Raw genomic sequence first — 21,470 nt, 5'->3', positions numbered from 1 at the left:
TACGAGGCTATTAAACATCCCATAGCTGTAGATGTGAAAATACGCAAGAAATGAATTGAGCATTTCTGTTAACGCTATCTGATCCAGCATGGTCTATATTGGAGAGTGGTATACGATAAAGGTGATTCAACATTTCATTTTGAATATAAATTGTCTGTTTTTATTGAAAATAAAATCGCACAATCCCGGAGGTTACTATGGATATTCGCAGTGAAAGGATAATATCGCTAAAGGCGTTAATTGTTCATAATTCTGCCTGTCATGTTAGCGTAGTCAATGATTCTATTTCTAATCTTATTAATGCGTTAAACAGTAAGGATGTCGCCACTGTTTATGCCGATTCTGCTGATGACGCCGCCGCAGTTTTAAATAATGATGAAACCATTGAGCTCGTACTTCTCGATTGGGTAATGAGTGACAGTGAGCAGAATAATGAATCGGCAAAGAGAGTAATACAATCTCTTCGACGTAAAAATCAGTCCATCCCTTTATTTCTGTTATTAGATAATCGACAGGCTGAGAATTTAAATCATGAAATAATGCGTGAAACTGATGAGTTAATTTGGGTTCAAGAAGATACGCCTTTTTTCCTGGCAGGTAGGATTCATTCGGCTATTTTAGCTTATCGGGATAAAATTGTTCCGCCGCTCACTCGTGCAATTTTTGAGTTTGCGGAAAAATATGAATATTCATGGCATACCCCAGGCCATGCCGGGGGGACGGCATTCATGAAATCGGCCGTTGGCCGGGCATTCCATGATTATTTTGGGGAAAATCTTTTGCGCTCCGATCTTTCTATTTCCGTCGGAGAATTAGGATCTCTGCTGGATCATAGCGGTCCGATTGGTGATAGCGAAAAATTCTGTGCCCGGGTATTTGGCGCGGACAGGGCCTATACCGTTACCAATGGTTCTTCCATGTCCAACAGGGTCATTATGATGTCTTCCGTAGCCCGTGACGACTATGCCCTGTGCGACCGCAACGCCCATAAATCTACGGAACAGGCCCTGACTATGACGGGGGTCATCCCAACGTATTTAATGCCTTCGAGAAACTACCTCGGCATTATTGGGCCGGTATATGCCCGTCAACTGAGTGGTGATGCAGTGAAAGAAGCTATCGCCTCAAACCCTCTCGCCACAGATAAGAATAAAAAACCGCTGCACAGCATTATCACAAATTCGACCTATGATGGCCTGACCTACCATGTGCCTACGGTTATTAAGCAGCTCAATAGCAGCGTCGATCGTATTCATTTTGATGAGGCATGGTACGGCTATGCGCGATTTAACCCCCTCTACGCAGAACGTTTTGGCATGTATGGAGAACCCGATGATTATCCAAGGGATCTGCCGACAATTTTCACTACAACCTCAACGCACAAGCTGTTAGCTGCACTTTCGCAGGCATCGCTGATTGGGGTGCGGGATGGACGAAATTCGGTTCCTCATGAACGCTTCAACGAAGCTTATATGATGCATGCCTCGACGTCGCCGCTGTATCCGATAATTATGGCTAACGAAGTTTCGGCTGAAATGATGCGGGGGCAAAGTGGTCAGCACCTTACCACAGAATCAATTACTGAAGCGGTTCGTTTTCGCCAGGCCGTCAGGCGTATTCGAAGAGAACTTCAGGAAAATGATGACTGGTTTTTCTCCACCTGGAATGCAGACTTCGTTCCCGACCCGGAGTCCGGAAAGAAAATTTCTTTTGAAGATGCGCCCCTGTCTCTTTTAGTTACCGACCCTCGTTGCTGGGAATTGCGAGAGGGTGATATATGGCACGGTTTTAAGGGAATCGAAGACAGCTACTGTATGCTGGATCCGATAAAAGTGTCCGTCGTGATGCCCGGCGTGGCGACGGATGGCTCACTTGAGAACGCCGGCATTCCTGCTGCACTGGTGACGGCTTTTCTTAGCCAGAAAGGCATTCAAGTTGAAAAGACCACTGATTTTACCATTCTGTTTCTTTTCTCCCTTGGTATTACCAAAGGGAAATACGGAACATTGATCAATGCATTACTCAAATTTAAAGATGCATACGATAACAATATTCCGGTCAAACACCTCCTTTATGCACATGAAGACGAATGCCCTGAGGCGTTCAAAAATAAAGGATTGAAAGATCTTGCTAATGAAATGTTCCTCTTTTTCAAAGAAACAGATCTCATAAAGGTTCAGGAGAAAGCCTTCACCATATTACCGAAACCGGTACTCACTCCAGCCGAGGCTTATATCAGGCTCGTACACAACGATATTGAAACAGTTAGCGTGGATGATCTTTACAACCGCACTCTTGCGACCGGTGTTGTTCCTTATCCGCCGGGAATTCCAATGATCATGCCAGGCGAGAACGCGGGAGATAAAGATAGCCCATACATCAAATATTTGCAGATTCTGCAATTATGGGATCGGCGATTCCCAGGTTTTGGCCATGATATCCATGGTGTAGAGAATAAAAATGGGGTTTATTACGTTCAATGCCTAAAAGAAAGCATCTAACGGTAACCCAGTTAGCTGCAGGAGAGTGAATATGGCAATTAAGAAAATGAGTGTCACTCAGCTAACAATGTTGACTGCCATCAACATGTTAGGATCGGGAATAATATTACTACCCACTAAGCTGGCTCAAGTCGGGAATATTTCGATAGTATCCTGGGTGATTACTGCCGTGGGTTCAATGGCGCTGGCCTGGGCTTTTGCCTGCTGCGGTACGATGAGTAATAAGCTTGGTGGCATGGGCGGTTACGCTGAGTATGCCTTTGGTAAGGCGGGGAATTACATTGCAAACTACACCTATGGCGTTGCGATCGTCATTGGTAACGTCGCGATCTCCATCACTGCCGTGGGTTATATTATTGGGCTATTCAATATTAATCCTAATCCTCTGCAAATTGGATTAATGACGATAGGACTTTTATGGTTAACCACGTTTGCTAATTTTGGTGGAGCCAGCATAACCGGTAAAATTGGTGGCGTCACTGTTTGGGGGGTGATCGCGCCGGTCGTGGTGGTATCGACGGTGGGATGGTTCTGGTTTAAACCCGAAATATATGCCGCAGGCTGGAACCCTCATAACAGCACGCTACTTGATGCCGCAGGCTCTTCCGTAGCAATCACGCTGTGGGCCTTTCTTGGGCTCGAATCAGCCTGCGCGAACAGTGATGCGGTGGATAATCCTAAAAAGAATGTACCCATCGCCGTGCTCTTCGGGACATTGGGCTCTGCGGTTATCTATATCGTGTCGACCAACGTCATTGGCGGAATTATTCCAAACGCTGAACTTGCCAGTTCAAACGCGCCGTTTGGCCTGGTATTCGCCACGATGTTTACTCCCATGGTAGGGAATATCATCACGGGCCTGATGATTATCGCCTGCATCGGTTCCTTACTGGGCTGGCAGTTCACTACTGCACAAGTCTTCAAGAGTTCTGCGGAAGTGGGCTATTTTGTACGAATTTTCGCTAAATGTAATAAGAGTGGAACCCCCATCGCAGGAATGCTGATTCTGTTGGGGATTCAAACCATTCTGGGGTGGTTTTCAATTCCCGCCAGCCCTGACGGGACTCGCTACGGCTGGATTCATCATGTAGCCACCGGTAATCTGGGTGTCTCTGACCAATTTTCAACCGTAGTTGACCTGTCGGTCGTCACGAATCTTATTCCCTACATCCTGTCTATGGCAGCTCTGGTAACAATTCAGGAAATCAACCGGGTACTCAGCCATAAGGCTCTGTTGAATAACGCAATCGCAGGGGTTGGGGCTGCGTACAGCTACTTTGCGTTAGTGAATTCTGGTGATAAGGCTTTGATGTACGGGGGCGTAGCCACCATTCTTGGCTTTACATTGTTTGGCGCCGTCAGTGCCAGATTTGTGAAGGGGGAACAACTCGTACATCCTGACCGGGTTATCACTGGGGAAGAGGATGTGCCGGCTATCCCGTACCGGGATAAGTAAAAGGCCCGTGCTCGGGCAGAATAGCTGGAACGTATTCGGCTCCAGCCACTGACCAATAAAAACCCCGCAGGTAAATGGACTGCGGGGTTTTTTGCCTGAATGGATGGCCACATCAGTCGTCTTCCGGGTCGTCCATCTCAACCGGCGTCTGGTAATCGTCCGGTTTTATCACCAATAAATCACAGCGCAAATGGTCGATAACCTGTTCAGCGGTGTTGCCCAGAAACGCTGCGGAAAGTCCCGTTCGCCCGACGGTGCCGAGTACCACAATCCCGGCCTGAAGATGCTCGGCCAGGTCAGGGATCACCTCTTCCGGCAGGCCTTTCTCGACGTGCGTCATCTTTTCATCAATGCCGTATTTCTGACGCAGCGCCTTCATGGCCACCAGATGCTGGCCGCGAATGGCGTCGTTATACACGCTCGGATCAAAATCAGGCAGCTCAATGGCAATGTTGATGGGGGTAACCGGATACGCGCCAATCAGGTGAACTTCGGTATGGTTGACATCATCCGCCAGCTTCAGCGTCTCTCTCACCAGTTTTTCATTCAGCGCGTTGTGGTAAAGCTCTTCGCTGGCAAGGTTCACCGCCACCAGCGCCTTGCCGCCTTCCGGCCACGGCTGGTCTTTGACCATCCACACCGGGCAGGGGCATTTACGCAGCAAATGCCAGTCGGTTGGAGTGAAAATCACGGCTTCCAGTTTGTCATGCTGGTGCGCCATTTTTAGCAGCAGATCGTGCCCGCCGGCGATCACTTCCTGGATAATGGCTTCGAACGGGCGGTTATGCCACACCACCTTGATATCAATAGGAATACCGGCTTCGATATAGTACTGCGCCTGTTGCTTAATCCAGGCCGTGCGCTGGCTGATAACCCCTTTGCGCATTGCGGTGCGTTCATCGGGGGACAGAAGCGTGGTCATTTCGTAGGAAAAATCATAGATAGGCAGGAAGGCTTTGATCCTGCCGCCAATCCGTTGATGCAAATAAACAGCGCGCCGCAGGGCAGGCTGATCGTCCTGATTAGGATCAATCGCGACTAGCATGTTTTGGTAGTTTGCCATACAGGTCTCCTTACAACTGCTTAACCACAGTCTGTGAAGTAAGATTAACCCATAAGAAAGGAATGAAACAGGTGAAGAGCCCTTGCCGGATCAATAAAAGGGATAAAAGCCGATCCGGCAAAGGGGAGGGTTATCAGGCAACGCTGCGCGACTGGCCCGCGAGGTCGGATAACAGATCGATATTCTCAATAGTGATGTACTTGCCTTTCACCGCCAGCATACCGTTTTTCTGGAAGCGACCCAGCAGGCGGCTGATAGTTTCTACCGTCAGGCCCAGGTAGTTACCGATATCGCCACGGGTCATGGTCAGGCGGAACTCACGCGGTGAGAAACCGCGCTGCGCAAAGCGGCGAGAAAGATTGTATATAAACGCCGCCAGGCGCTCTTCGGCATTCTTTTTGGACAGCAGCAAAATCATGTCCTGATCGCCTTTAATTTCGCCGCTCATCAGGCGCATCATCTGCTGGCGCAGGCTCGGCATTTTACCGGACAAATCGTCGAGCGTTTCAAACGGGATTTCACAAACCATCGACGTTTCGAGTGCCTGAGCAAAGCTCGGATGATGGCCAGTGCCGATGGCGTCGAAGCCGACCAGGTCGCCCGCGAGGTGGAAACCGGTGATTTGCTCATCGCCTTGCTCGGTAATGGTGTAGCTTTTGATGGTGCCAGAGCGAATAGCGTACAGCGATTTCAGTTCATCACCTGCTTTAAACAGGGTTTGACCCTTTTGAATCGGCTTTTTACGCTCGATGATATTATCAAGCTGATCGAGTTCATGCTCATTAAGCGTGAAGGGGATGCATAATTGACTGATGCTGCAATCCTGACAATGGATAGCACAACCGCCAGACTGAATTCGTCGAATAATACGCTTTTCAGGGATCATAGATATGCTCGGACCGTAATTGATATTGGTCAATTTTAACATCTTTTTCGCGATCAGGTAAGTCTGGCAGAACGTTATTCGGACAATAATAAAGGGAGGGGGTTAAAAAAGGGTCTTCATCTTGTTGAATTCCCTGAAACATTAAAATGCAGCTACTCTTTTTTGGAATAAATAGCCGCACTTTTGGCACCATCACAGTAATAAATAACCTTCATGGTGCAGCAGCCACTCTTTCCGCGCCACGCCGCCTGCATACCCGGTCATCGTGCCGTTTCGACCAATGACGCGATGGCACGGCACCACAATGCTCACCGGGTTTGAGCCGTTCGCGGCGCCGACAGCGCGAGCGGCCCCGGCGCGGCCTAGCTGTTCTGCCAGTTCGCCATAATGCATCACTCGTCCACAGGGGATATCGCGCAAAGCCTGCCAAACCTGACGCTGGAAATCCGTGCCAGCCGTCGCCGTGGGCAGAGTATCGATCACCGCCAGATCGCCAGCAAAATAGTCACGCAGCTTGTCACTAAGGCCCCCAGGGTTACGACTGCTGACGCGTTGAAACCCTTGTTTCCCATAGTGAATATTCAACAGCTGCTCCATGCGGTCGCTGTGTTCTTCCCATTCCACGGCCCGAAGCCTGAATTGTTCGTCGCACAAGATCCACAGCGGCCCAAGCGGGGTGTCAATCTTATCTTCCAGTATTGTCAGCACGGTATTACTCCGTTTTTTGTCAGGCCTGAACGAATGCGCGGCCCATTTTGAGTCTGAAAAGATAACATGCCCCCAACCGCGTCAGCCAGACCTCAAAAGGATTATCACCGCATCTAAATTTCCAGGCGAAGACGGAAAATAATGGCCGGACGTGGAGAAAAAAGTTTGATAACTTCCCTGACTCATTGCCCGAAATAGTTAGCGACTGACCGTCTGATTGCGGCGGTGATTATTTCCCCGGTGAAGGGAATAATAATTTCTTTTACGGTTATTTGATTTACCTTTTTTTAACGTAAATGCAAACTTTATATTTTCATTTTAAAGATCCGGTGACATAAATAATTTGCCAACTATTCTGGAATATCTCCCACGGCTGTCCCGTTGAGCCTCAGGCAGGGCGGGGTTATAGTAGCGGCAGCTAACTCAGGAGGATTGACCATGAACCTTGACGACAAATCGCTGTTTCTTGACGCCATGGAGGATGTCAAACCGCTGAAAAACTGTGCGGACAGCCAGTGGATCAAACCTCAGAAAGAGCACATTGGCGTGAAGCCAGACCCCATCCAACTGGACAACTTTCTCACCACCGACTTTTTGGACATCATTCCCCTCGACACGCCGCTGGAGTACAAGCGAGAGGGTCTGCAGAGCGGCGTCCTGGACAAGCTCCGGCTCGGAAAATACGGCCAGCAGGCAAGTCTTAATCTGCTCCGCCAGCCCGTGGAGCGCTGCCGGCAGATGTTGTTTGCCTACATTATGCAGGCTAAGCAGGATGGCCTGCGTAATGTGCTCATCGTGCACGGCAAAGGACGAGAAGATAAATCCCATGCCAACGTGGTGCGTAGCTTCCTTGGGCGCTGGCTGGCCGAGTTTGACGAAGTGCAGGCTTTTTGCGTGGCGATGCCGCACCACGGCGGAAGCGGGGCCTGCTATGTTGCTTTAAAAAAATCAGAGCAGGCCAAACTGGAAACCTGGGAGAAACACGCCAAAAGAAGCCGCTGAGCGGCGGGATGGCGGCGAGCTCCCTCAGGACGGCATTGATTTACGAATCGACGACAGCAGAATTTGCGCAGCCGTTGAGAGCTGAGTGTCCACCCGCGTAAGGATCCCGATAGGTTCCCCGACGCCCGGAATCGGGACAGGAAGCGCGGTCAGCGTGCCCTGGCGCAAATCGTCCTTCACCGCGCCGGAAGGCACAAACCAGACATAGTTGTAGTCGACGGTCAGCTGACGGGAGAGCGAAGCCGACAGCGTTTCGATGCAGGTTGAAGGCAGCTTGCAGCCCTGTGACGCGAGCAGAGATTCCGCGTTATCGCGTGGCACCGTGCCCTGAGGGGAGACCACCGCGGGCCATTCCATCACCCGGCTAAGGGTAATATTTTCATGCAGCAGCGGGTGGTTAGGGTGAACAACCAGCTTGAGAGACTCAAGGAACAGCAGTTCATAGTTCAGGCCCGTCATTAGCTCAGGATCGGACATGCGCCCGATGCCTAAATCCAGTTCCCCGGACTTCAATCCCGCCAGCAGCATGGTGTTATTCATGGTGCCAACCTGCAGGGTGACGTCGCTCTGCTGCCTATGAAACTCGCCGATCACCGCCGGTAAAATACCCAGCGCGGCGGTAGGCAGCGCGCCAATCCGTATCACATCAGAAGGCCGGTCTTCCCGGCGTACAAACGACTGCCCGGCATGATTCAGGGCATCAAGCACTTTTACCGCATGGGTTAAAAACTGCTCGCCGGTGAGCGTTAGCTGAGCGCCTAACCGCCCGCGTTCGAACAGACGTGTGCCGGTAAGCTGCTCCAGCTCATTGAGGGTTTTGGAGAGCGCCGGCTGGCTCAGGTTAAGAGTTTCAGCCGCGCGACCCAGTGTTCCCTGCTGAGCGACGGCCACGAAAGTATGTAAATGGCGCAAGCGAATGCGCTGACTGAAGAGACCATTTTTTTCCATAAGCAATGTTAAAAACAGTCCGGCTTCGCTGACAAGCCTCGGTGTTGAATTTTGATAACTTCATTGCAAAATATTATTAACATTTTGTTATGGCCAGGCACATAACCACTTTAAATCAGAGAAGATTTTTTCGACAAAAGGGCGCTATTTTGCTGAAAAGTGATGCCGATCTGCAGATTTTAACGCGGCCTGTTTTAGTTAATTTTTTGTTAATTTATACTCTTTGTGGTAGGCATTCTGCATAACGCTGCGTTATGTAATGTGCTGAAAAAATTACTTTTTAGGTGCTGCAAAGCAGATCACAAAATGGAAATTCTTCCTGATAAGTGATCCACCAGGTTCTACGCTTTCAGCACTATCCACTGGAGGCATGACATCATGGCGAACACCCTCACGGCCGATGAGATTCGGGACAAATTTTCGCAAGCTATGTCGGCGATGTACCAGCAAGAAGTTCCGCAGTACGGCACGCTGTTAGAACTGGTGGCGGATGTAAACCTGGCCGTGCTGGAACACGATCCTGAGCTGCACCAGCAGCTCGAAAATGCTGACGAGCTGGCAAGGTTAAACGTAGAGCGCCACGGCGCGATTCGCGTAGGTAAGGCCGAAGAGCTGGCGGTGCTGAAGCGAATTTTCGCGGTGATGGGCATGCATCCGGTGGGTTATTACGATCTTTCCCAGGCCGGGGTACCGGTACATTCCACCGCTTTCCGCCCGATTGACGACCAGGCGCTGGCGCGAAATCCTTTCCGCGTGTTTACCTCTTTATTGCGTCTGGAGCTTATCGACAATCCGACGCTAAGGGCTCGCGCAGCCGCAATCCTCGATAAACGCGACATTTTCACTCCCCGCTGCCGCGAAATGCTCGATCTCCACGACAGGCAGGGCGGATTCAGCGAGGCAGAGGCGAACACCTTTGTGGCCGAAGCGCTGGAAACCTTCCGCTGGCATCAGCATGCCACGGTTGACGCCGACACTTACCGCGCCCTGCACGACGAACATCGCCTGATCGCCGATGTGGTTTGCTTCCGTGGCTGCCACATTAACCATCTCACGCCGCGCACGCTGGATATCGACCGCGTTCAGGCGATGATGCCGGAGCGGGGCATCTCGCCCAAAGCCATTATTGAAGGCCCACCTCGCCGTGAACGCCCCATTTTGCTGCGTCAGACCAGTTTTAAAGCGCTGGAAGAGCCTATTTTGTTTGCCGGTGAGCACCACGGCACGCACACCGCCCGATTTGGTGAGATTGAGCAGCGCGGCGTGGCGCTGACGCCTAAAGGCCGCGCGCTGTATGATGAATTATTGCTCGAAGCGGGAAACGGCAAGGACAACCTAAGTCATCAGCAGCATTTGCAGGAAGTCTTCAGCCGCTTCCCGGACAGCGACGCACTGCTTCGTCGCCAGGGACTGGCCTATTTTCGCTACCGCCTGACGCCGGTGGGCGACATGCATCGCCAGTCCATCAAACCAGGCGACGATCCGCAGTTGTTGATTGAGCGCGGCTGGCTCATCGCCCAGCCTATCATCTATGAAGATTTCCTGCCGGTTAGCGCCGCGGGCATCTTCCAGTCAAATTTAGGCAGCGACGGTGGCCAGCGACAGCACGGGCACTCCAGCCGCAGCGAGTTCGAAATGGCGCTGGGTGCGGCGGTGGCCGATGAATTCAGCCTTTATCAACAGGCGGAGGATCGCAGCAAACGCCGTTGCGGTTTATTGTAAACGCGTTACCCTGCTGGGATGTCAGCTACAAGGAACAGCAGATGGAACACGTTGTTAACGTCGCTCAGGGTCAACTGAGCGGCGTCCTTCAGGGGGATATTGCGGTGTATCGCGGTATTCCCTTTGCCATGCCTCCCACTGGAAACCTGCGCTGGCGAGCGCCTCAGCCGCCAGAAAACTGGCAAGGTATTCGCGTCGCCGATACCTTCGCTCAGGCCTGTTGGCAAAGCCTGGAATACTGCAAAGCCGTCGGCGGCGGCGATCCGGGCCAGTTTTCAGAAGACTGCCTTTACCTCAATATCTGGACTCCCGCCCGGCGAACGGGCAAACCCTTGCCGGTGATGGTCTGGCTGCACGGGGGCGGCTACACCATTGGAGCCGGTTCTTTACCTCCATATGATGGCGCCGCGCTGGCCTCGCGGGGCGTGGTGTTAGTGACGGTGAACTACCGGCTTGGGCATCTGGGCTTTTTTGCTCATCCCGCATTGGATGAAGAAAATCCGGCTGGGCCGATCCACAACTTTGCCTTGCTCGATCAGATTGCCGCGCTGAAGTGGGTGCAGGCCAACATCGCTGCTTTTGGCGGAGACGCCAGCAACGTCACGCTGTTTGGCGAGTCAGCAGGCGCCCGCAGCGTGCTTTCTCTGCTGGCATCGCCTTTAGCCAGTGGCCTGTTCCACAAGGGGATTATACAAAGCGCCTACACGCTGCCGGATGTCGATCGCCGTAAAGCGTTGAAGCGCGGCGTGGCGGTGGCAGAACATTTTGGGCTGAAGAATGCGAACGCTGAAGCGCTGCGTTCCCTTCCCGCCAGTGAATTATGGGCGCTGGAAGCCCCGCTAAACATCGGGCCGACGCCCATCAGCGGCGATATTGTTTTGCCTGAACCCATGCTGGACACGTTTTTTGCCGCACGACAGCACCGGATGCCGCTGATGGTGGGCAGCAACAGCGATGAGGCGAGCGTGCTGAGCTACTTCGGGATAGATCCCGCCGGGCAGGTTGCGCTTCTGCGCCGGGAAAAGCGTCTCGGTCTGGGGCTTATCAAATTGCTGTATCCCGGCGTTAAGGGTGACGCTGAGCTGGGCCGTCAGGTGTGCCGGGACATGGCCTTTACCACGCTGGGGTTTGTGGTGATGCAGGCGCAGCAGCGCGCAGGCCAGCCCTGCTGGCGGTATTATTTTGACTACGTGGCGGAGGCCGAGCGTGAAACCTACGCCAACGGCACCTGGCACGGCAACGAAGTGGCTTATGTCTTTAACACGCTGCAGCTTTCCCCGCCTGCCAGTGAATATGTGACTGAACGCGACCTGCAGTTTGCCGCTCAGATTGGCGATTATTGGGTCAGCTTCGCCCGCAGCGCCAGGGCGCATAGCAAAGCGTTACCTGGGCCGTTAAGCTGGCCTGCCAGCACCAAAGGGCGGGACCGCACGCTGCGGCTGGGCGTTCATCTGCGGGCGCAGTTTAAAGTCGAAAATCGCTTTATGCGGCTGAGAATGCAGTTATTTAAGCGAGTGATGAAACACCACGTCAGCCTGGACTGAGTAACGCATTGCAAAAGGCCTCCAGCCCGGCGGCGCCTTCGCTGCCGGGCTTCACCGCCAGCCTGTAACTGGCCCCGGTTTTTACGCTCCCGGTAAAAGGCCGCACTAACCGCCCGGTACGAAGATCTTCGGCCACCAGCGTTTCGTCTGCGATGGCTATCCCAAACCCCTGAATAGCGGCGCTGATCGCCAGATCCATGGTGTCGAAATGCTGATTTTTCTGCATCGCCAGCCAAGGCGGTGAAGGGTTCTTTCCAAGCCATAATGACCAGTCGGTACGATCGCGAGTCGGGTGCAAAAAGGTCAGCCGCTCCCAGTTGCTCGTCTCCGGCGGAAGCAACGCCTGACAGATAACCGGCGTCAGACTCTCTTCAAACAGCAGCGCGCCGCTTTTGGCCTGCTGACCAAACACAATGGCGGCATCAAACGGCTCGTTTTTGAAATTGACGCCGTGCTCCACGGTCGTGGTTAACGCAACCTGGATCTCCGGCATACGCTGCTCAAGCTGAATCAGCTTCGGCACCAGCCAGCGCATGGCGCAGGTGGGGGCCTTAAGACGAATAATCTCAGGCTTATGGCAGGCCCGGTCGGCCACGTCCAGCAGCGTGTTAAAGGCGTTCTGGAGGTCGGGCAGCAGGGCGCTGCCCTGGGGCGTGAGGCGTAATCCGCGTGCATGGCGCTCAAAAAGCGCGAACCCCAGCCACTGCTCCAGCGCCGCAATTTTACGGCTGACGGCGCCCTGGGTCAGGCAAAGCTCTTTTGCCGCCCGGGTGAGGTTCAGGTGCCTGGCCGTGACCAGAAAAGCATCGAGAGTATTTAGGGGGAAATTACGCCGGGTCATGATGCTCTCCGCTGAGCTATGCATTTTTTGCATGGCTATTATGACAACAATTCGATTGTCGTGGCAATGGCGGCGATATTGAATAGTTATGCAAATCGCATCACGTTCAGGAGCCGCTATGGCCATACAAACCCCGGTACAACAACGTTCAAAATTGCCGGACGTCGGAACCACGATTTTTACGGTGATCGGCCAGCTTTCCGCGCAGCACAAGGCGATAAATCTTTCTCAGGGGGCACCCAACTTCCCCTGCGACCCGAAACTGATTGCCGGCGTCACCAAAGCTATGCAGGAAGGGCATAACCAGTACGCCCCAATGACCGGCCTCGCGTCCCTGAAACAGCTGATTGCCGACAAAGTGGCCAGCCTTTACGGGGCCGTGTATGACCCCGCAGAGGAGGTGCTGGTCACCGCCAGCGCCAGCGAAGGGCTTTATTCTGCGATCGGCGGTCTGGTACATCCCGGCGATGAAGTTATCTACTTTGAGCCTTCTTTCGACAGCTACGCGCCGATTGTCCGCCTGCAGGGCGCCAAACCGGTGGCGCTCAAGCTGAGCCTGCCTGATTTTACCGTTGACTGGGACGAAGTGCGGACGGCGATTACGCCACGTACGCGGATGATCATCGTGAACACGCCGCATAACCCAAGCGGGCAGGTATTTAGCGCCCATGACCTGGAAATGCTGGCGGCGGTAACTCGCGACACCGACATTGTGATCCTGTCCGATGAAGTGTATGAACACATCGTCTTTGACGGCAAAAAGCACCACGGCATGGCGACGCACCCGCAGCTTGCCGAGCGCAGCGTGATTGTGTCGTCGTTCGGTAAAACCTTCCACGTCACGGGCTGGCGGGTCGGGTATTGCCTGGCCCCGGCGGCGCTGATGGATGAGATCTGCAAGGTGCATCAGTTCCTGATGTTCTCCGCCGACACGCCGATGCAGTATGCGTTCGCCGACTATATGAGCGATCCGCAAACTTATCTTTCACTGGCGGCGTTTTATCAGCGCAAGCGTGATTTAATGCAGTCTTTGCTGGCTGATTCACCGTTTGAACTGCTGCCGAGCGGTGGGTCATTCTTCCTGCTGGCCCGCTTCGGGCACTTCAGCGATGAGTCCGACAGCGAGATGGTGAAGCGGTTAATCACTGATTACGGCGTGGCGACCATTCCGCTCTCCGCGTTTTATACCGACGGTACTGACAATAAAATTATCCGGCTCTCATTTGCCAAAGATGAAGCCACACTTCGGGCGGGCGCTGAAGCGCTGTGCCGGGTTAAGCCACGCTGATAAGGGGTCATGATGAAAAAAATGTATGCGTTAAGTTTGCTGCTCGGGCTGTGTTCTTCGTTTTCTGCGCTGGCCGCCGGCGAGCTTCGCTATGGCCTCGAAGCGGAGTATCCCCCGTTTGAAAGCCGCAACAGCGCGGGCGAGCTGGAAGGGTTTGACGTCGAGCTGGGGAAAGCCATTTGCCAGGCGGCCAGCCTGAAATGTACCTGGGTTGAAACGTCGTTTGATTCGCTGATCCCGGGGCTGGTGGCGAAGAAGTTTGACGCCATCAACTCGGCAATGAACATCACCGAGCAGCGTCGTAAAAGCATCGACTTTACCCAGCCAATCTACCGTATTCCGTCTCAGCTGGTGGGCAAAGAAGGCAGCGGCCTTGAAGCCACGGCGGAAGGGCTGAAAGGCAAAACCATCGGCGTGCTCCAGGGCTCCATTCAGGAAACCTATGCCAAAGAGCACTGGGAAAAGCAGGGCGTGAACGTCGTGTCTTACAAAGACCAGAACATGGCCTGGGCTGACTTGCTGAACGGCCGTATTGATGCCTCTCTGGTGATGTCCGCGGCAGGTCAGGCGGGCTTCCTCAGCACGCCGCAGGGCAAGGGCTTTGGCTTTATCGGCAAGCCGGTGAGCGACGACACTATCCTCGGCAGCGGGATTGGCTTTGGTCTGCGTAAAGGTGACACTGTCACGAAAAAAGAGCTGGATGCGGCCATCGATAAGGTGAAAGCCGACGGCACCGTGACTAAGCTCGCGCAGAAGTTCTTCCCCGGCATCGACGTCAGCGTGAAGTAACGTTGACCAGGGCTCGTCGGCACACAGGCTGACGGGCCTTTAGCGTTTTTTTCGCCAGGCAATGGCGAATTTTTCGGTGATATCTGGTTTCCTGAAAAAAAACTTTCGTTCCTCCCCCAAACGCCTTCTCCGCCCATTGGATTCACTGTGAATTTTGTCTAGAGTGTGCGGTCGTACAGGTAGCAGTCTCTTGCCGCTGTTCTTCCCGTCGGGAGGAACAAAACACATCGACACATAAGGACGATTTCTCAGGCATGAATCGCAGACGTTTTATCCAGGCCTCTATGGCTCTCGCCGCTGCCTGCGGCACGCCAACCCTTGCCACGCTATTCTCCCGAAGCGCCTTTGCTGCCGAATCAGGCATCGCTGACGGGCACTCCACCGCCTTCGATTTTGCGGTGCTTCAGGGCATGGCGCACGACCTGTCGAAAAAACCATGGGGCGGGGCACCGCGCGCGCTGCCCAACACCCTGGCTAACCTGACGCCTCAGGCTTATAACGCCATTCAGTACGACGCCGATCATTCGCTTTGGAACAACATCGAAAACCGCCAGCTTGACGTGCAGTTCTTCCACGTCGGCATGGGATTCCGCCGCCGCGTCAGAATGTTCTCGCTGGATTCCGCCACCCATCAGGCGCGCGAAATCCACTTCCGCCCGGAATTGTTTAACTACAACAATGCTGGCGTAGACACCAGGCAGCTCGAAGGCCAGACGGATCTCGGCTTTGCCGGCCTGAAAGTCTTCAAGGCACCGGAGCTGGCGCGCCGTGACGTCGTCTCCTTCCTCGGCGCGAGCTATTTCCGTGCCGTAGACAGCACGTACCAGTATGGGCTGTCCGCCCGTGGCCTCGCGGTGGACACCTTCACCGACACGCCGGAAGAGTTCCCGGACTTCACCTCGTTCTGGTTTGAAACGCCGAAAGCCACCGACACGACTTTTGTGGTCTATGCCTTACTCGACAGCCCAAGCGTGACCGGCGCGTACAAATTTATTATCAGCTGTGAAGCCGAGCGCGTGGTGATGGAGGTGGACAATCACCTTTATGCCCGGAAAGACGTCAAGCAGCTGGGTATCGCGCCGATGACCAGCATGTTTGCCTGCGGCACCAACGAACGCCGGACCTGCGACACCATTCACCCGCAAATTCATGACTCCGACCGCCTGGCCATGTGGCGCGGTAACGGCGAGTGGATTTGCCGCCCGCTGAATAACCCGCAGAAACTTCAGTTCAACGCCTTTATGGACGAGAACCCGAAAGGCTTTGGCCTGCTGCAGCTGGATCACGACTTTGCCAGCTACCAGGACATCATGGGCTGGTACAACAAGCGTCCAAGCCTGTGGGTAGAGCCGCGTAACAAGTGGGGCAAAGGCACCGTTGGCCTGATGGAAATCCCGACCACCGGCGAAACGCTCGACAATATTGTCTGCTTCTGGCAGCCGGAAAAACCGGTCAAAGCCGGGGACGAATTCGAGTTCAAATATCGCCTCTACTGGAGCGGTTTGCCGCCGGTGACGACGGATCTGGCCCGCGTTTACGCCACCCGCACCGGGATGGGCAGCTTCCCGGAAGGCTGGGCGCCGGGTGAACACTTCCCGGAAAAATGGTCCCGCCGCTTTGCTATCGACTTTATCGGGGGCGATTTGAAAGCCGCCGCGCCGAAGGGGATTGAGCCGGTGATTACGCTCTCCAACGGCGAAGCGAAGCAGATTGAGATCCTCTACGTCGAACCGTTTGACGGCTACCGCATTCTGTTTGACTGGTATCCGACCAACGACGCCACCGACCCGGTCGAGATGCGCATGTTCCTGCGTTGCCAGGGCAAAGCGATCAGTGAAACCTGGCTGTACCAGTATTTCCCACCACCGCCGGATAAACGTAAATACGTTGACGACCGCGAAATGCGTTAATCATCCAGCCCCGCCGCGTAAAAGCCGCGGGGCTTTTTTATGCCCGTTTCACCATCTCATCCTCTTATTGCATAAATACTCTTTCATAACGAATTTCTATGTATTCACTTTTGGCGGTGTTTTAAATCTCGTGCGTTGCCACAAAAAAGTGACATAAGATAACTGTCACCTTCTAACAAAAGCAGGAGTCACGAGTGGAACAACAGCAGGCCTGGCAGGATGAAGTGATTGCGGTTAATGATGATATCGAACTGCATTCGGTGAACGAGCGGTTCGTGAAGGACGTTTTTGCCCTGGTGCAGCGCAATAAAAGCTGGCTGCAAAAGGCGATGAACTGGCCGCAGTATGTTGTTTCCGAGGACGACACCCGCAAAACGCTGCAGGGGAATTATGTTCTCCACCATAAAGGCTACGCGAAGATGTTTATGATCCTCTATCGCGGCGAGCTGGCGGGCGTCTTTTCCTTTAACCAGATAGTCCCGACCGACAAAACGGCCTACATCGGCTACTGGCTAAGCGAGGATCGGCAGGGCAAGGGGATCATTTCCGCCGTGATTGAGGCCGCGATCGGCAAGTACGCGGGGGAAGGGACGGTGCGCCGGTTTGTCATCAAATGCATCGTCACTAACCAGGCCAGCAACCGGGTGGCCCAACGCAACGGCTTTGCCCTTGAAGGTTGCCTGAGGCAAGCCGAGTTTCTGAACGACGAGTTCCACGATCAGAATATTTACGGGCGCATTGCTGATTAAAAAATGCCATGAAACGGCGTGCGGGTAATTCGCTGTGCGCCGTTAATATCCTTCATGCCGCGAAGATGAATCAGTTCGCCGCCAAAGCCTTCCACCGCCGCCTCATCATAAATCTGCACGTTGTTTTCGATGAGCACGTTACCCATCACTTTCGCCTCGCCATACACCTGTACATTGTTGTCCAGCAGAACCGGGCCGCCGATAAGCGCCGCATTACCGTAAACCTGGACGCGGTGCCTGAGCACGCAATCTCCTTCAATAAGGGCGTTGCCGTAGACTTTAGATGAGTAGCGGATGGTCGGGATCTGGCTGTCGCCGCTGCCGGCAATAATACGTGCGTTACCGGACACCTGCGCGCAATCACAAACCCAGACATTGTTCTCTGCATTGCCTTCAATAACGGCGTTATCAAAAATGGCTGAGCGGTGTTCGACAAAGGCGTTGTTCACGCGCGCGTGGCCGTAGATTTGTGCCTGATGGACGATGCGTGAGGCCAGCACCGTGGCGTTCCCGTAGATTTGCAGCCGCATTTCTGTATCTTCGGTCAGCCCCAGCACGGCAATCACCTGGCTCTGCTGCAACACGCGGGCCGAGCCCGAGATAAAGCATTCGCCGCTGATGCGGGAATCCTCGACCAGCACCTTGCCGCCCACTTTTGCGTGATGGCAAATTTCAGACTCGCCGAGGATTTTTGCGTCATCTTCAACCGTCGCACCGTTCCAGATCAGGGCGTCAGGCTCAAGCCAGCAGGTTCCCTCGTGGCTCAGGTTCGCTTCTTCCTCAATCCAGCCGCCGCCTTGCCCGGCCACGACGTTGCCAAAAGCGCGAAGCGCCTCAATTTGCCAGAGTCGAACTTGCCGCTGTTCGCCATCATGCTGATAATCATGAAGCCGCGAAACATCGGTGATCCGGTATTTTTTCATGGTGATTTCTCGCTGTGCACTGCTGATAAACGTAGCAGGTAATTCACCGGCGTAGCGTTTGGCGGCGTAATCGCATAAAATGCATTTAAAATACATTTTAAAAAATAAACAAAATGAATAAACCAATCCCCGGTAGCTTTATCAATCTCCCCGCAGGCTACTTTGGCATGGTGCTGGGCACCATCGGCATGGGGTTTGCCTGGCGCTATGCCGCCACGATTTGGCCGGTGCCGTCGGTTGTTGGTGAGGTTCTTGTGGCGCTTGCCGCCGGCATCTGGCTGCTGCTGGCGTTAGCGTTCCTGACGCGGCTGGTGCGCTACCCGCACAGCGTGATTGCAGAGATTTATCACCCTTTAATGAGCAGCTTCGTGAGTCTGTTCCCGGCGACAACCATGCTGGTGGCCATCGGCGTAGCCCCTTATCTGCGCCCGCTCGCTGCAGTGATGTTTGGCTTTGGCGCCGTGGTGCAGCTTTGTTATGCCGCCTGGCAGTCCGCCGGATTATGGCGAGGTACGCACCCGCAGGATGCCACGACGCCGGGGCTGTATTTGCCCACCGTCGCCAATAATTTTATCAGCGCGATGGCCTGCGGCGCGTTGGGTTATCACGACCTGGGGATCTTGTTCCTTGGGGCCGGTGTTTTTTCCTGGCTCAGCCTGGAACCGGCGATTTTGCACCGTATGCGCAGCGCCGGGGAACTGCCCACGCCGGTACGCACCTCGCTGGGCATTCAGCTTGCCCCTGCGCTGGTGGCCTGCAGCGCTTACCTTGCCGTGAACGGCGGCGTGACGGATTTCTTTGCCAAAATGCTGTTTGGTTACGGCCTGCTGCAATTGCTCTTCATGCTGCGCTTAATGCCCTGGTACCTGGCGCAGCCGTTCAATGCCTCCTTCTGGAGTTTCTCATTCGGTATTTCTGCGCTGGCAACCACGGCGCTCCATCTGAGCGCAGGCAGCGGGGACGGGCTGTTTCACGTCATTGCCGTGCCGCTGTTTATTTTTACTAATGTGATTATCGGCCTGCTGCTGGCACGTACTTTTATCCTGCTGATGCAGGGGAAATTGATTTTGCGCACCGCGCGGCCTGAAAATAAGGATCTGTCATGACCGAGAAGTCTGAAAGCTACTACAGCGAAAAATACGGCTTAACTGCCACACATTCTGACGTGCTGAACGCCGTGAAGTACGTTGCCCCCGGTAAAACGCTGGATCTTGGCTGCGGCGGCGGGCGCAACAGCCTGTACCTGAACCAGAAAGGGTTCGACGTTACCGCCTGGGATAAAAACCCGATGAGCATCGCCAGGCTGAATCAGATTATCGAGACGGAAGGGCTGAAAAATATTGTCACCGCTGAGGTTGACCTGAACCAACTGAGCTTTGACGGCGAGTACGATTTTATTCTCTCCACCGTGGTGATGATGTTCCTCGAGCGCAGCACGATCCCAGGACTTATCGCCAATATGCAGCGCTGCACCAAACCCGGCGGCTACAACCTGATTGTGGCGGCCATGGATACCGAGGATTTTCCGTGCACGGTCGGTTTCCCGTTTGCCTTTAAAGAGGGTGAACTGCGGAACTACTATGAAGGTTGGGAACTGATTAAATACAACGAAGATGTGGGGCAGTTGCACAAGACTGATGAGCACGGCAACCGCATCAAGCTGCGTTTTGCCACGATGCTGGCGCGTAAGAACTAAATGTAAAAATTAACCCTCACCCCGGCGCTCTCCCTGAAAAGGAGAGCGGTAAATCAGAGCTATACAAGAAAATTGTGCTGTTTCTTTCACCGCAAATCGCGGGAGTGAAGCTAAGTGGGATTTCTGTCCTGATACCCTCTCCCTTAGGGGAGAGGATTAGGGTGAGGGGAAAACTACTTCGCCGCCAGCAGGCAAAGCTTCAGCGCCACATTGTAAGACGCCTCAAACGCCCGTAGCGGTAAAAACTCAAAGCGAGAATGGAAATTGTGCGCGCCGGTAAAGAAGTTCGGCGTCAGCAAACCTTTAGCCGACAGCGCCGCGCCATCCGTGCCGCCGCGCATGGGGATCACCTTCGGCTCAATCCCCAGCTCATCCAGAGCGGCAAAAATCAAATCAATGGCCCGGCGGTCATCGGTAATGGCGTTACTGATGTTGCTGTAGGTATCGCTGAGGCTGAACTCCACGCGTGCAGTCGGGTACTGCGCGGCAATCTTCTGCGCCACTTCGCCAATTTGCTGTTTGCGGCGTTCAAAGTTGGCCAAATCGAAGTCGCGAATATTGGCCTTCAGCAGCGCTTCGCTTTGTGAAGCCTGCATCCCGTTAAACCAGACATAGCCTTCGCGCCCTTCGGTGTGTTCAGGCGTTTGTTGGCGGTCAAAATGGCTAATGTAGTCCATCGCCATCAGCAGCGGGTTAACCAGTACGCCTTTGGAGGACATCGGATGGCTGGTCACGCCGGTGAATTTCAGCTCCGCGTGGGCGGCGTTGAAGTTTTCATACACCACTTCGCCCAGCTCGCAGCAGTCAATGGTCCACGCGAAGTCCACGTCAAAACGTGCCAAATCCAGCGCTTTGGCGCCACAAAGGCCAATTTCTTCATCCGGGACGAAGGCCACCACGATGTCACCGTGCCGGTGCTCTGGCGTCAGGTTTTCCAGCAGCGTCATCACCACCGTGACGGCGGCTTTGTTGTCCGCGCCCAGCACGCTGGTGCCGTCGCTGAAGATAATCTCTTCGCCAGGATAGGCGTTGATTTCCGGGTGCTCCGCCGTGCGCAGCCAGATGTTCTCTTTGGCGTTCAGGCATAAATCTTCGCCGGTGAAGCGCAGGATCTGTGGATGAATATCCGGGGAAAGGCCAACGTCAACGGTATCAATGTGCGTAATAAACCCCACACGCGGTGCGCCAGCGACGTTGCCTTTCTTCACGGCGGTTACCGTGGCGTGCTCATCAATCACAATATTTTCAAGGCCCAGCGTGCGCAGTTCTTCCGCGAGCAGGCGGGCCATTTCGTGTTGTCCTGGGGTACTGGGCAGGCTGCTGACGCGCGGATCGCTTTGGCTGGTCACCGCCAGATAACGAAAGAAGCGCCGGGTGAGCTGCTCGCTGAGCGACGAAGACATAGTGTTTCCTTATTGTTCGATGTTGTTTGTTGGCAATGTAA

General features: G+C 54.0%; 18 protein-coding genes. 11 read left to right on the top strand and 7 right to left on the bottom strand.

Annotation, left to right across the window (positions count from 1 at the left end; genetic code table 11):
* Positions 1-197 precede the first annotated feature (197 nt).
* Both ACREYP_RS12740 and potE read left to right on the top strand, forming a co-directional pair.
* The gene (locus tag ACREYP_RS12740; protein WP_336817647.1) at positions 198-2,501 is read left to right on the top strand and encodes an Orn/Lys/Arg family decarboxylase; all 2,304 of its coding nucleotides are present in this window, start codon (positions 198-200) and stop codon (positions 2,499-2,501) included.
* Positions 2,502-2,532: 31 nt separating this feature from the next.
* Positions 2,533-3,957 (top strand): putrescine-ornithine antiporter, encoded by a 1,425-nt coding sequence (potE, locus tag ACREYP_RS12735; protein WP_336817646.1) that lies wholly within the window; start codon positions 2,533-2,535, stop codon positions 3,955-3,957.
* Positions 3,958-4,069: 112 nt separating this feature from the next.
* Here the strand turns inward: potE and uspE are convergent, their stop codons facing one another.
* From uspE to ogt, 3 genes are all read right to left on the bottom strand, one after another.
* Positions 4,070-5,020 carry a universal stress protein UspE gene (uspE, locus tag ACREYP_RS12730; protein ID WP_008456376.1) on the bottom strand — a complete coding sequence of 317 codons (951 nt, stop codon included), beginning with the start codon at positions 5,018-5,020 and terminating at the stop codon, positions 4,070-4,072.
* Between the two features lie 133 nt (positions 5,021-5,153).
* Positions 5,154-5,906 carry a fumarate/nitrate reduction transcriptional regulator Fnr gene (gene fnr / locus ACREYP_RS12725; RefSeq protein WP_008456375.1) on the bottom strand — a complete coding sequence of 251 codons (753 nt, stop codon included), beginning with the start codon at positions 5,904-5,906 and terminating at the stop codon, positions 5,154-5,156.
* Between the two features lie 192 nt (positions 5,907-6,098).
* Complete coding sequence (gene ogt, locus ACREYP_RS12720; RefSeq protein ID WP_336817645.1) at positions 6,099-6,614, bottom strand: methylated-DNA--[protein]-cysteine S-methyltransferase; 516 nt, start codon at positions 6,612-6,614, stop codon at positions 6,099-6,101.
* A 438-nt stretch (positions 6,615-7,052) separates the two neighbouring features.
* Between ogt and smrA the strand changes: the two genes are divergently transcribed.
* Entirely contained in the window at positions 7,053-7,616 is a 564-nt protein-coding gene (gene smrA / locus ACREYP_RS12715) for a DNA endonuclease SmrA (protein WP_008456373.1), read from the top strand.
* 24 nt (positions 7,617-7,640) lie between these two features.
* Here the strand turns inward: smrA and ACREYP_RS12710 are convergent, their stop codons facing one another.
* Entirely contained in the window at positions 7,641-8,564 is a 924-nt protein-coding gene (locus ACREYP_RS12710) for a type 2 periplasmic-binding domain-containing protein (RefSeq protein WP_498880898.1), read from the bottom strand.
* Between the two features lie 378 nt (positions 8,565-8,942).
* Between ACREYP_RS12710 and hglS the strand changes: the two genes are divergently transcribed.
* Entirely contained in the window at positions 8,943-10,286 is a 1,344-nt protein-coding gene (hglS, locus tag ACREYP_RS12705; RefSeq protein WP_336817644.1) for a 2-oxoadipate dioxygenase/decarboxylase HglS, read from the top strand.
* A gap of 41 nt (positions 10,287-10,327) precedes the next feature.
* A complete protein-coding gene (locus ACREYP_RS12700) occupies positions 10,328-11,830 on the top strand; it encodes a carboxylesterase/lipase family protein (RefSeq protein WP_008456370.1) in 1,503 nt (500 codons plus the stop codon).
* Here ACREYP_RS12700 and ACREYP_RS12695 read toward each other — a convergent pair.
* Positions 11,817-12,671: a LysR family transcriptional regulator gene (locus ACREYP_RS12695; protein WP_008456369.1), complete on the bottom strand. Its 855-nt coding sequence runs from the start codon at positions 12,669-12,671 to the stop codon at positions 11,817-11,819. The two genes, ACREYP_RS12700 and ACREYP_RS12695, sit on opposite strands and share 14 nt — an antisense overlap.
* 118 nt (positions 12,672-12,789) lie before the next feature.
* Here ACREYP_RS12695 and ACREYP_RS12690 point away from each other — a divergent pair, with 118 nt between their 5' ends.
* From ACREYP_RS12690 to rimL, 4 genes are all read left to right on the top strand, one after another.
* Positions 12,790-13,959, top strand: a complete 1,170-nt coding sequence (locus ACREYP_RS12690; protein ID WP_336817643.1) for a pyridoxal phosphate-dependent aminotransferase — start codon at positions 12,790-12,792, stop codon at positions 13,957-13,959.
* A gap of 12 nt (positions 13,960-13,971) precedes the next feature.
* On the top strand, positions 13,972-14,748 hold the full coding sequence (locus tag ACREYP_RS12685; protein ID WP_336817894.1) for a transporter substrate-binding domain-containing protein: 777 nt from the start codon (positions 13,972-13,974) through the stop codon (positions 14,746-14,748).
* Between the two features lie 254 nt (positions 14,749-15,002).
* Positions 15,003-16,658: a glucan biosynthesis protein D gene (locus ACREYP_RS12680; RefSeq protein ID WP_166874622.1), complete on the top strand. Its 1,656-nt coding sequence runs from the start codon at positions 15,003-15,005 to the stop codon at positions 16,656-16,658.
* Between the two features lie 194 nt (positions 16,659-16,852).
* Entirely contained in the window at positions 16,853-17,407 is a 555-nt protein-coding gene (gene rimL, locus ACREYP_RS12675; protein WP_008456362.1) for a 50S ribosomal protein L7/L12-serine acetyltransferase, read from the top strand.
* On the opposite strand, the gene ydcK is transcribed toward rimL, so the two are convergent.
* On the bottom strand, positions 17,404-18,330 hold the full coding sequence (gene ydcK / locus ACREYP_RS12670) for a YdcK family protein (RefSeq protein ID WP_336817642.1): 927 nt from the start codon (positions 18,328-18,330) through the stop codon (positions 17,404-17,406). The two genes, rimL and ydcK, sit on opposite strands and share 4 nt — an antisense overlap.
* Before the next feature lie 113 nt (positions 18,331-18,443).
* Here ydcK and tehA point away from each other — a divergent pair, with 113 nt between their 5' ends.
* The gene (tehA, locus tag ACREYP_RS12665) at positions 18,444-19,436 is read left to right on the top strand and encodes a dicarboxylate transporter/tellurite-resistance protein TehA (protein ID WP_034808269.1); all 993 of its coding nucleotides are present in this window, start codon (positions 18,444-18,446) and stop codon (positions 19,434-19,436) included.
* On the top strand, positions 19,433-20,026 hold the full coding sequence (gene tehB, locus ACREYP_RS12660; protein WP_008456357.1) for a tellurite resistance methyltransferase TehB: 594 nt from the start codon (positions 19,433-19,435) through the stop codon (positions 20,024-20,026). Before tehA ends, tehB begins: the two co-directional genes overlap by 4 nt.
* A 173-nt stretch (positions 20,027-20,199) precedes the next feature.
* Here the strand turns inward: tehB and pepT are convergent, their stop codons facing one another.
* On the bottom strand, positions 20,200-21,429 hold the full coding sequence (pepT, locus tag ACREYP_RS12655) for a peptidase T (RefSeq protein WP_336817641.1): 1,230 nt from the start codon (positions 21,427-21,429) through the stop codon (positions 20,200-20,202).
* Between the last annotated feature and the right edge of the window lie 41 nt (positions 21,430-21,470).

The organism is Enterobacter sp. TMH.L2, assembly GCF_050847315.1.
Lineage (GTDB): Bacteria > Pseudomonadota > Gammaproteobacteria > Enterobacterales > Enterobacteriaceae > Cedecea.
This window is presented reverse-complemented; position numbering and strand designations above follow the sequence as displayed.

Bases quoted from the DNA above. Each gene is read 5' to 3' on its own strand.
- tehA (WP_034808269.1), top strand. From the start codon at position 18,444: ATGAATAAACCAATCCCCGGTAGCTTTATCAATCTCCCCGCAGGCTAC.
- smrA (WP_008456373.1), top strand. From the start codon at position 7,053: ATGAACCTTGACGACAAATCGCTGTTTCTTGACGCCATGGAGGATGTC.
- ACREYP_RS12700 (WP_008456370.1), top strand. From the start codon at position 10,328: ATGGAACACGTTGTTAACGTCGCTCAGGGTCAACTGAGCGGCGTCCTT.
- potE (WP_336817646.1), top strand. From the start codon at position 2,533: ATGGCAATTAAGAAAATGAGTGTCACTCAGCTAACAATGTTGACTGCC.
- ydcK (WP_336817642.1), bottom strand. From the start codon at position 18,330: ATGAAAAAATACCGGATCACCGATGTTTCGCGGCTTCATGATTATCAG.
- ACREYP_RS12685 (WP_336817894.1), top strand. From the start codon at position 13,972: ATGAAAAAAATGTATGCGTTAAGTTTGCTGCTCGGGCTGTGTTCTTCG.
- ACREYP_RS12710 (WP_498880898.1), bottom strand. From the start codon at position 8,564: ATGGAAAAAAATGGTCTCTTCAGTCAGCGCATTCGCTTGCGCCATTTA.
- pepT (WP_336817641.1), bottom strand. From the start codon at position 21,429: ATGTCTTCGTCGCTCAGCGAGCAGCTCACCCGGCGCTTCTTTCGTTAT.
- ACREYP_RS12695 (WP_008456369.1), bottom strand. From the start codon at position 12,671: ATGACCCGGCGTAATTTCCCCCTAAATACTCTCGATGCTTTTCTGGTC.
- ACREYP_RS12690 (WP_336817643.1), top strand. From the start codon at position 12,790: ATGGCCATACAAACCCCGGTACAACAACGTTCAAAATTGCCGGACGTC.
- hglS (WP_336817644.1), top strand. From the start codon at position 8,943: ATGGCGAACACCCTCACGGCCGATGAGATTCGGGACAAATTTTCGCAA.
- ACREYP_RS12740 (WP_336817647.1), top strand. From the start codon at position 198: ATGGATATTCGCAGTGAAAGGATAATATCGCTAAAGGCGTTAATTGTT.
- ACREYP_RS12680 (WP_166874622.1), top strand. From the start codon at position 15,003: ATGAATCGCAGACGTTTTATCCAGGCCTCTATGGCTCTCGCCGCTGCC.
- uspE (WP_008456376.1), bottom strand. From the start codon at position 5,020: ATGGCAAACTACCAAAACATGCTAGTCGCGATTGATCCTAATCAGGAC.
- tehB (WP_008456357.1), top strand. From the start codon at position 19,433: ATGACCGAGAAGTCTGAAAGCTACTACAGCGAAAAATACGGCTTAACT.
- fnr (WP_008456375.1), bottom strand. From the start codon at position 5,906: ATGATCCCTGAAAAGCGTATTATTCGACGAATTCAGTCTGGCGGTTGT.